General features: G+C 68.2%; 9 protein-coding genes and 1 pseudogene. 4 read left to right on the forward strand and 6 right to left on the reverse strand.

Annotated elements, in window-relative coordinates:
* The first annotated feature begins 70 nt into the window (after positions 1 to 70).
* Positions 71 to 1,564, forward strand: coding sequence for a glycerol kinase GlpK (gene glpK / locus E5198_RS04530; RefSeq protein ID WP_136488826.1), 1,494 nt, complete (start codon positions 71 to 73; stop codon positions 1,562 to 1,564).
* A 36-nt stretch (positions 1,565 to 1,600) separates the two neighbouring features.
* On the opposite strand, the gene E5198_RS04535 is transcribed toward glpK, so the two are convergent.
* Both E5198_RS04535 and argF read right to left on the reverse strand, forming a co-directional pair.
* Positions 1,601 to 2,695, reverse strand: a complete 1,095-nt coding sequence (locus tag E5198_RS04535) for an ABC transporter ATP-binding protein (protein WP_136488827.1) — start codon at positions 2,693 to 2,695, stop codon at positions 1,601 to 1,603.
* Positions 2,696 to 2,715: 20 nt separating this feature from the next.
* Positions 2,716 to 3,633, reverse strand: a complete 918-nt coding sequence (gene argF / locus E5198_RS04540) for an ornithine carbamoyltransferase (RefSeq protein WP_136488828.1) — start codon at positions 3,631 to 3,633, stop codon at positions 2,716 to 2,718.
* 307 nt (positions 3,634 to 3,940) lie between these two features.
* Between argF and grxD the strand changes: the two genes are divergently transcribed.
* Entirely contained in the window at positions 3,941 to 4,264 is a 324-nt protein-coding gene (gene grxD, locus E5198_RS04545; RefSeq protein WP_136488829.1) for a Grx4 family monothiol glutaredoxin, read from the forward strand.
* 65 nt (positions 4,265 to 4,329) lie between these two features.
* On the opposite strand, the gene bfr is transcribed toward grxD, so the two are convergent.
* The 4 genes from bfr to pyrC form a co-directional block, all read right to left on the reverse strand.
* Entirely contained in the window at positions 4,330 to 4,800 is a 471-nt protein-coding gene (gene bfr, locus E5198_RS04550) for a bacterioferritin (RefSeq protein WP_136488830.1), read from the reverse strand.
* A gap of 130 nt (positions 4,801 to 4,930) precedes the next feature.
* Complete coding sequence (locus E5198_RS04555) at positions 4,931 to 5,149, reverse strand: bacterioferritin-associated ferredoxin (RefSeq protein WP_136488831.1); 219 nt, start codon at positions 5,147 to 5,149, stop codon at positions 4,931 to 4,933.
* 162 nt (positions 5,150 to 5,311) lie between these two features.
* Positions 5,312 to 5,989: a ribonuclease T gene (gene rnt / locus E5198_RS04560; RefSeq protein ID WP_136488832.1), complete on the reverse strand. Its 678-nt coding sequence runs from the start codon at positions 5,987 to 5,989 to the stop codon at positions 5,312 to 5,314.
* On the reverse strand, positions 5,986 to 7,032 hold the full coding sequence (gene pyrC, locus E5198_RS04565; RefSeq protein ID WP_136488833.1) for a dihydroorotase: 1,047 nt from the start codon (positions 7,030 to 7,032) through the stop codon (positions 5,986 to 5,988). The genes rnt and pyrC overlap by 4 nt, the downstream gene beginning before the upstream one ends.
* Before the next feature lie 158 nt (positions 7,033 to 7,190).
* On the opposite strand from pyrC, the gene E5198_RS04570 reads away from it, so the two are divergent.
* Both E5198_RS04570 and E5198_RS04575 read left to right on the forward strand, forming a co-directional pair.
* Positions 7,191 to 8,411, forward strand: coding sequence for an argininosuccinate synthase (locus E5198_RS04570; protein ID WP_136488834.1), 1,221 nt, complete (start codon positions 7,191 to 7,193; stop codon positions 8,409 to 8,411).
* 346 nt (positions 8,412 to 8,757) lie between these two features.
* Positions 8,758 to 9,062: pseudogene (locus E5198_RS04575) on the forward strand (hypothetical protein); the annotation flags it as partial.

Consider the following 9,062-nt stretch of genomic DNA (forward strand, 5'->3'; position numbering starts at 1 on the left):
TGTCTGCGATGCTGTAGGGGCGTGTCACCCCCGCCGGTGATCCGCGCCCGCCCCGCACGGAGGTAGCCCCATGCCCGCCCATCTGCTCGCCATCGACCAGGGCACCACCAGCAGCCGCGCCATCGTCTTCGACGCCGCCGGCCGCGTGCTGGCCCAGGCCCAGCAGGAACTCCGCCAGCACTTTCCCGCCGCCGGCTGGGTCGAGCACGACGGCGAGGCGATCTGGCAGGGCGTGCTGGCGGTGTGCCGCGCGGCATTGCGCCAGGCCGGCCTCGACGCCCGGCAGATCGCCGCCATCGGCATCACCAACCAGCGCGAGACCACCCTGGTGTGGGACGCCGCCAGCGGCGTGCCCATCCATCCGGCCATCGTCTGGCAGGACCGCCGCACCGCCGCCGAGTGTGCCGCGCTCAGGGCCGCCGGTCATGAGTCTATGGTGGCGGCGAAGACCGGCCTGCTGCTCGATCCGTACTTCTCCGCCACCAAGCTGCGCTGGATTCTCGACCGGGTGCCCGGCGCCCGCGAGCGTGCCGCGCGCGGCGAGCTGCGCTTTGGCACGGTGGACAGCTTCCTGCTCTGGCGCCTCACCGGCGGCCGGGTGCACCGCACCGATGCCAGCAACGCGGCGCGCACCCTGCTGTTCGACATCCACCGCCAGCAGTGGGATGCCGAACTGCTGGCGCTGTTCGACATTCCGCCGAGCCTGCTGCCGGAGGTGCTGGACTGCGCCGCCGAGTTCGGCAGCAGCGACCGCGAGCTGTTCGGCGCGGCCATCCCGATCCGCGGCATGGCCGGCGACCAGCAGGCGGCGCTATTCGGCCAGGCCTGCTTCGCGCCGGGCATGCTCAAGAGCACCTACGGCACCGGCTGCTTCATGATCCGCAACACCGGCGCCACGCCGCTGGTGTCGCGCCATCGCCTGCTGACCACCGTCGGCTACCGCCTGCAGGGCGAGACGACCTATGCCCTGGAGGGCAGCATCTTCGTCGCTGGCGCGGCGCTGCAGTGGCTGCGCGACGGCATCCGCCTGATCGAGCACGCCAGCGACAGCGAGGCGCTGGCCGAGCAGACCGACGCGGCCAGCGGCGTGTACCTGGTGCCGGCGTTCACCGGCCTCGGCGCGCCCTGGTGGGACCCGCAGGCGCGCGGGGCGATCCTCGGCCTGACCCGCGACACCGGGATCAAGGAGATCGTCACCGCCGGGCTGCAGGCGGTGTGCTACCAGAGCCGCGACCTGCTCGAGGCCATGCGCCTGGACGGCGCCGGCGCGCTGAGCGCGCTGCGGGTGGACGGCGGCATGGTGGCCAACAACTGGCTGATGCAGTTCCTCGCCGACATCCTCGACGTGGCGGTGGAGCGCCCGCAGGTGATCGAGACCACCGCCCTCGGCGTGGCCAGCCTGGCCGGCCTGCAGAGCGGGGTGTACCAGGGGCTCGACGAGCTGGCGGCGCGCTGGCAGGCCAGCCGGCGCTTCGTGCCGGGCATGGCGGAGGAGCGCCGCCAGGCGCTGTACGCCGGCTGGCAGGATGCCGTGCGCCGGGTGCGCAGCGGCGACGCCGGCTGAGCGCGCCGCTGCCGGGAATCGGGACTGCCTGGCGGGTCAGAGCTGGGCGGAGGCTTCCGCGCGCGCCTGCTGGGTGGCGATGCTGCCCTGGGCGGGGAAGGCGACCAGGTGCTCGGCGGCGATCTGGATGCCGACGTCCTCGCCGATGCGGTGATCCTCGTGGCTGGGGAACAGCGCCTCGAGGCGGGTGCCGGTAGGCAGTTGCAGGCGGTACAGGGTGGCGGCGCCGAGGAACGACTTGCCGACGATGCATGCCCTGAGCGGGCTGTCCGGCGCGTGGACGATGTCGTCCGGGCGCAGCAGCATGTCCACCGCGCTGCCCGGCGCCCACTGGTAGGCGCGGTTGCCGCGGATCACGCCCAGCTCGGTCTGCACCGTGTCGGGAGTGAGCATCTGGCCGCGGACGAAGTAGCCCTGGCCGACGAAGCTGGCGACGAAGGGGGTCAGCGGCTCGTGGTAGAGGTTGAACGGAGTGTCCCACTGCTCCAGGCGGCCGTTGTTGAACACGCCCACCTGGTCGCAGACCGCGAAGGCTTCCTCCTGGTCGTGGGTGACCAGGATGGCGCTGGTGCCGCGCGACTTGAGGATCTCGCGCACCTCGTGGCTGAGGCTGCGGCGCAGCTCGACGTCGAGGTTGGAGAACGGCTCGTCGAGCAGCAGCAGGCGCGGCTCGGGCGCCAGCGCGCGGGCCAGGGCGACGCGCTGCTGCTGGCCGCCGGACAGCTCGTGCGGGTAGCGCTTGCCCAGCGGGCCGAGCTGCACCAGTTCGAGCATCTCGGTGGCGATGCGCTCGCGCTCCGGGTGCTGGCGGATGCCGAAGGCGATGTTCTCCAGCACCGTCAGGTGCGGGAACAGCGCGTAGTCCTGGAACACCATGCCGATGCGGCGCTTCTCCGGCGCCAGGGTGAAGCCGGGGCTGGAGATCACCTCGCCGGCCAGCTCGATGGAGCCGGCGTGCACCGGCTCGAAACCGGCGATGGCACGCAGGGTGGTGGTCTTGCCGCAGCCCGAGGGGCCGAGCAGGCAACCGATGTCGCCGGCGTTGAGGTGCAGGTTGAGCTGCTGCACCACCTGCTGTCCGTGGTAGCCGCAGGCCAGGTCGCGCAGTTGCAGCAGCAGTCTGTGGGGCATCGCCGGCGGGTCCTTGTGCGTTAGGCGGGGTAGGCGTGTTCGACCAGGAACTCGAGCAGCGCCTTCTGCGCGTGCAGGCGGTTCTCCGCCTGGTCCCAGGCCACCGAGCGCGGGTCGTCGAGCAGGTCGACGCTGATCTCCTCGCCGCGGTGCGCCGGCAGGCAGTGCATGAACAGCACGTCGCTGGCGGCGTGGTCGAGCAGCTGGCGGCTGACCTGGTAGGGCGCGAAGCGCTGCATGCGCGCCGCGGCCTCCTCTTCCTGGCCCATCGAGGCCCACACGTCGGTGCTCACCAGGTGGACGCCGGCCACCGCCTCGCGCGGGTCGCGCAGGATGGTCACCCGGCCGTCGGCCTGGTCGAGGAATTCCTGCTTGGGCTCGTAGCCCTCCGGGCAGGCGACCCTGAGCTGGAAGTCGAACTGCACCGCCGCCTGGGCGTAGGTGTTGCACATGTTGTTGCCGTCGCCGACCCAGGCCACGGTCTTGCCCTGGATGGAACCGCGATGCTCCTGGAAGGTCTGCATGTCGGCCAGCAGCTGGCAGGGGTGCAGGTCGTCGGTCAGGCCGTTGATCACCGGCACGCTGGAGTGGGCGGCGAAGTCGAGGACGTTCTGGTGCGCGTAGGTGCGGATCATCACCGCGTCGAGCATGCGCGACATGACGATGGCCGAGTCGCTGATCGGCTCGCCGCGGCCGAGCTGGGTGTCGCGCGGCGACAGGAAGATGGCCTGGCCGCCGAGCTGGATCATGCCGGCCTCGAAGGACAGGCGGGTGCGGGTCGAGGCCTTCTCGAAGATCATGCCCAGCACGCGGTTCTTCAGGGGCTCGTAGAGTACGCTGCGGTTGCGCAGATCTTTCAGCTCGATGCCTCGGCGAATCAGGCTGGCCAGCTCCTGGGGCGTGCAGTCCATCAACGAGAGAAAGTGCCGTACACTCATTATTCACTACCTGGTCAAGACAGGCCGCAGAGATGACCGACTTCGAATAAAAACGGACGAGAACTGCGGCGGGACCGCACTGTGCGGTACTCGAGAAAAGAAACCGATCTTATAAGGAAATTGCGCGGCTGCGCAAACCGGTACGCCCGGCTGCACGGGGCGTCAGCACGGCTTGTGCAATGCGCCACTCACGGGCATTTCGCCGCAGTTGCCGCCGGCGCGCAAGACCGAGCGCCGTGCACGGGATTTGGTTACAATCGGCCCATCCTGCCGGCCCCGGGCCGGGAAACTTCAGCCGAGGTAGACCATGGACATCATCGAAACCATCAAAGAGCAGATCGCCAGCAACCCCGTCCTGCTGTACATGAAGGGCTCGCCCAACGCGCCGCAGTGCGGCTTCTCCGCGCGCGCCTCGCAGGCGGTGATGGCCTGCGGCGAGAAGTTCGCCTACGTCGACATCCTGCAGCACCCGGAGATCCGCGCCAACCTGCCGAAGTACGCCAACTGGCCGACCTTCCCGCAGCTGTGGGTCGATGGCGAGCTGATCGGCGGCAGCGACATCATCCTCGAGATGCACCAGAAGGGCGAACTGCAGCCGCTGATCAAGGCCGCGGTGCACAAGGGCGAGTGAGCGTCCGACATATCCGGAAATGAAAAGGCCCCTCGTTCGAGGGGCCTTTTCATTGGGGCGGGGAATCACTCGTCCATCTGCGACTGCAGGTAGTTCTCCAGGCCGACCTTCTCGATCAGGCCGAGCTGGGTTTCCAGCCAGTCGATGTGCTCCTCCTCGGACTCGAGGATGTCTTCCAGCAGTTCGCGGCTGCCGTAGTCGCCGACGCTCTCGCAGTAGGCGATGGCCTCCTTGAGGTCGACCAGGCCCTTCTGCTCCAGCTTGAGGTCGCACTCGAGCATTTCCTTGGTGTTCTCGCCGATCAGCAGCTTGCCGAGATCCTGCAGGTTGGGCAGGCCCTCGAGGAACAGGATGCGCTTGGTCAGCTTGTCGGCATGCTTCATCTCGTCGATGGACTCGTGGTACTCGTGCTTGCCAAGCTTGTCCAGGCCCCAGTCCTCGTACATGCGCGCGTGCAGGAAGTACTGGTTGATCGCGATCAGCTCGTTGCCGAGGATCTTGTTCAGGTGCTGGATGACCTTCTTGTCGCCTTTCATGCCGGGGTCCGCCTTGACTGTGATGACTGACGCATCAGTCTGTGTCGGGGGCGGGGGGCTGTCAAATGCAGGAGTCTGCAAGCGCCGCCGGGCGGCGGCGCGGGAGGGGATGCGGCGGGAGCGGGCGCGCTCAGGCGGCGGCGAAGGCGACCGGATGGGCGAGGGCGAGCTGGGCCTGGTGCACGTCGTGGATGGTGTGGCGCACCAGCTTCTTGGCTTCGCAGGCGCACTTGCCGCACTGGGTGCCGACGCCGGTCGCCTCGCGCACCTGACGGTAGCTGCAGCAGCCCTCGTAGATGGCGTCGCGAATCTGGTGGTCGGTCACACCCAAGCAAAGACAGACGTACATGGCGCTACCTGCGGCAAGTGGTTGATGCGTCGATCCTAGTTTTAATGAGAAATATTGTCAAACACGAGGGATGACCATTTGTCGCCCGCCCGAGCGGGTTGGCATCCGGATTGCGGACATGAAAAACCCGGCCGGGGCCGGGTTCTTCAGCGGACTCGAGGTTCAGTCCTCGAAGTCCATCCAGCCGCCCAGTTCCTTCCAGCGGTTGACGATGCCGCAGAACAGCTCGGCGGTCTTCTCGGTGTCGTAGCGGGCGTTGTGCGCCTCGCGGTTATCGAACGGGATGTCCGCCGCCTGGCAGGCCTTGGCCAGCACGGTCTGGCCGTAGGCGAGGCCGGCCAGCGTCGCGGTGTCGAAGCTGGAGAACGGGTGGAACGGGTTGCGCTTGATCCCGGTGCGGTTGACTGCGGCATTGAGGAAGCCGAGGTCGAAGCTGGCGTTGTGGCCGACCAGCACGGCGCGCTTGCAGCCGCTGGACTTCAGCGACTTGCGCACGCCCTTGAAGATCTCGCCCAGCGCCTGCTCCTCGCTCACCGCCATGCGCAGCGGGTGGCCGAGCTTGATGCCGGTGAAGTCCAGCGCGGCCTGCTCGATGTTGGCGCCCTCGAACGGCTCCACCCGGTAGAAGTAGGTGTGCTCGGGATAGAGGAAGCCGTCGTCGTCCATGGCGATGGTGGTGGCGGCGATCTCCAGCAGGGCGTCGGTGGCGCTGTTGAAGCCGCCGGTCTCGACGTCCACCACCACCGGCAGGAAGCCGCGGAAGCGCCGCGCCATCGGCGGCTTGAAGCCGCCGGCGTGGGGTTCCTGTTCGTAGTCCTCGTAGTCGATCTGCTCGCTCATGCTGCACCCTCCAGCACACGCCAGCGGATCTTCTCGCCGGCGCGCAGCGGCACCAGCTGCTGCTCGCCGAAGTGCAGCTCGGTCGGCGCCACCCAGTCCTCGCGCACCAGGGTGATGCGGTCGCTGTTGCGCGGCAGGCCGTAGAAGTCCGGGCCGAAGCAGCTGGCGAAGCCTTCCAGCTTGTCCAGCGCGCCGCGGCTGTCAAAGGCCTCGGCGTACAGCTCGATGGCGGCGTAGGCGGTGTAGCAGCCGGCGCAGCCGCAGGCGGCTTCCTTGGCGTGGCGGGCGTGCGGCGCCGAGTCGGTGCCGAGGAAGAACTTCGGGTTGCCGCTGGTGGCGGCGTCCAGCAGGGCCTGCTGGTGAGTGTTGCGCTTGAGGATCGGCAGGCAATAGAAGTGCGGACGGATGCCGCCGACCAGCATGTGGTTGCGGTTGTACAGCAGGTGGTGGGCGGTAATGGTGGCGGCGACGTTGGCCGGCGCCTCCAGCACGAACTGCGCGGCATCGCCGGTGGTGATGTGCTCGAACACCACCTTGAGGGTCGGGAAGCGCTGCACCACGCGGCTGAGGTTCTCGTCGATGAAGCGCTTCTCGCGGTCGAACACGTCTATGTCGGCGTGGGTCACCTCGCCGTGCACCAGCAGCGGCAGGCCGACCTCGGCCATCGCCTCCAGCACCGGGAAGATGTTGTCGATGCTGGTGACGCCCGAATCCGAGTTGGTGGTGGCGCCGGCCGGGTACAGCTTGGCGGCGTGCACCAGGCCGCCGGCCTTGGCCGCGCGGATCTCCTCGGGACTGGTCTTGTCGGTGAGGTAGAGCACCATCAGCGGCTCGAAGCGGCTGCCGGCCGGGCGCTGGGCCAGGATGCGCTCGCGGTAGGCCGCGGCCTGCTCGGCGTTGCGCACCGGCGGCACCAGGTTGGGCATGATGATGGCGCGGCCGAAGGTGCGCGCGGCGTCGGGCACGGTGTGCGCCAGGGCGGCGCCGTCGCGCAGGTGGATGTGCCAGTCGTCGGGACGCAGCAGGGTCAGGCGGTCGGACATGCGGGGAATTCCAGGCGGGATGACTCGTGGGGCACGATGCTACCGAAAAGCCGCCGGACGGTCACGCGGCGCCCCGCCGGGCGGCCCGTTCCCCTGTAAATTCGCCGGAGGCGGGGCTAGAATGCCTCTTTTCGTAGCAACCCCCCGTGGAGTAACGAATGGCGGACGTGAAAAAGGTAGTTCTGGCCTATTCCGGTGGCCTGGACACCTCGGTGATCCTCAAGTGGCTGCAGGATACCTACAACTGCGAAGTGGTGACCTTCACCGCTGACCTGGGTCAGGGCGAGGAAGTGGAGCCGGCGCGTGCCAAGGCCCAGGCCCTGGGCGTCAAGGAAATCTTCATCGACGACCTGCGCGAAGAGTTCGTGCGCGACTTCGTGTTCCCGATGTTCCGCGCCAACACCGTGTACGAAGGCGAGTACCTGCTGGGTACCTCCATCGCCCGTCCGCTGATCGCCAAGCGCCTGATCGAGATCGCCAACGCCACCGGCGCCGACGCGATCTCCCACGGCGCCACCGGCAAGGGCAACGACCAGGTGCGCTTCGAGCTGGGCGCCTACGCGCTGAAGCCGGGCGTCAAGGTCATCGCCCCCTGGCGCGAGTGGGACCTGCTGTCGCGCGAGAAGCTGATGGACTATGCCGAGAAGCATGCCATCCCGATCGAGCGCCACGGCAAGAAGAAGTCGCCGTACTCCATGGACGCCAACCTGCTGCACATCTCCTACGAGGGCGGCGTGCTGGAGGACACCTGGACCGAGCACGAAGAGGACATGTGGCGCTGGACCAAGTCCCCGGAGAAGGCTCCGGACGTGCCGACCTACATCGAGCTGACCTACCGCGCCGGTGACATCGTCGCCATCGACGGCGTCGAGCTGACCCCGGCCCAGGTGCTGACCCAGCTGAACAAGGTCGGCGGCGAGAACGGCATCGGCCGCCTCGACATCGTCGAGAACCGCTACGTCGGCATGAAGTCGCGCGGCTGCTACGAGACCCCCGGTGGCACCATCATGCTCAAGGCCCACCGCGCCATCGAGTCGATCACCCTCGACCGCGAAGTGGCCCACCTGAAAGACGAGCTGATGCCCAAGTACGCCAGCCTGATCTACAACGGCTACTGGTGGAGCCCGGAGCGTCTGATGCTGCAGCAGATGATCGACGCCTCCCAGGCCAGCGTGAACGGCGTGGTGCGCCTGAAGCTGTACAAGGGCAACGTCATCGTGGTCGGCCGCAAGTCCGACGACTCGCTGTTCGACGCCAACATCGCCACCTTCGAGGACGATGCCGGCGCCTACAACCAGGCCGACGCCGCGGGCTTCATCAAGCTCAACGCGCTGCGCATGCGCATCGCCGCCGGCAAGGGCCGCAGCCCGCTGAACTAAGCGACTGCGTTCGCCTCTGCTGCACAAGAACCCCGGCCCCGTGCCGGGGTTCTTGTTTTCAGGGGGCAGGCCGGGATTTTGGAGCTACGGGTTTGCCTGTGCGGAACTCCCGGTGATTGGAGGGCTGCGCCACTGGCCGTATGATGGGCCGTCGCTGCGTGCGGGCTGCCGAATGGCGCAAGCGCACCAGCAAGGAATCGGTGTCGAATGGAAGCTTTCCGACCTTTTCCCCCGACATGCGACGCAGTCCCCGACCGGGCGGCGCGCTCGTCGGTACTGGGGAGGGGCGGCCTTCCTCCGGCACTCGATGAGTGGCAAGGGATCTGGCCTCCGGGGAGAGGTGCCGATGACGGACGCGGTCTATGCAGTCGTATTCAAGGGCGAGGTGCTCGAGGGGTTCAGCAGGGAGCAGGTGCAGGCAAGCTTCGCCCGCCTGTTCGGGCTGAGCGGGGAGCGCCTGGAGCAACTGTTCGCTCAGCCACGCGTGGTGCTGAAGAAGGGGCTCGGTCAGGACGAGGCCAGGCGCTACAGCAGTGCCTTGCAGCGCATCGGTGCGGCCACGGGCGTGGAGCGCATGGCCGGCACCCAGCCGCCGAGCGCAGTCCGGCCCGCTGCGCCGCCGCCAGCGCAGGGCGCCGGCGCGGGAGCGCG

The organism is Pseudomonas sp. A-1, from assembly GCF_004801855.1.
Taxonomy (GTDB): domain Bacteria; phylum Pseudomonadota; class Gammaproteobacteria; order Pseudomonadales; family Pseudomonadaceae; genus Geopseudomonas.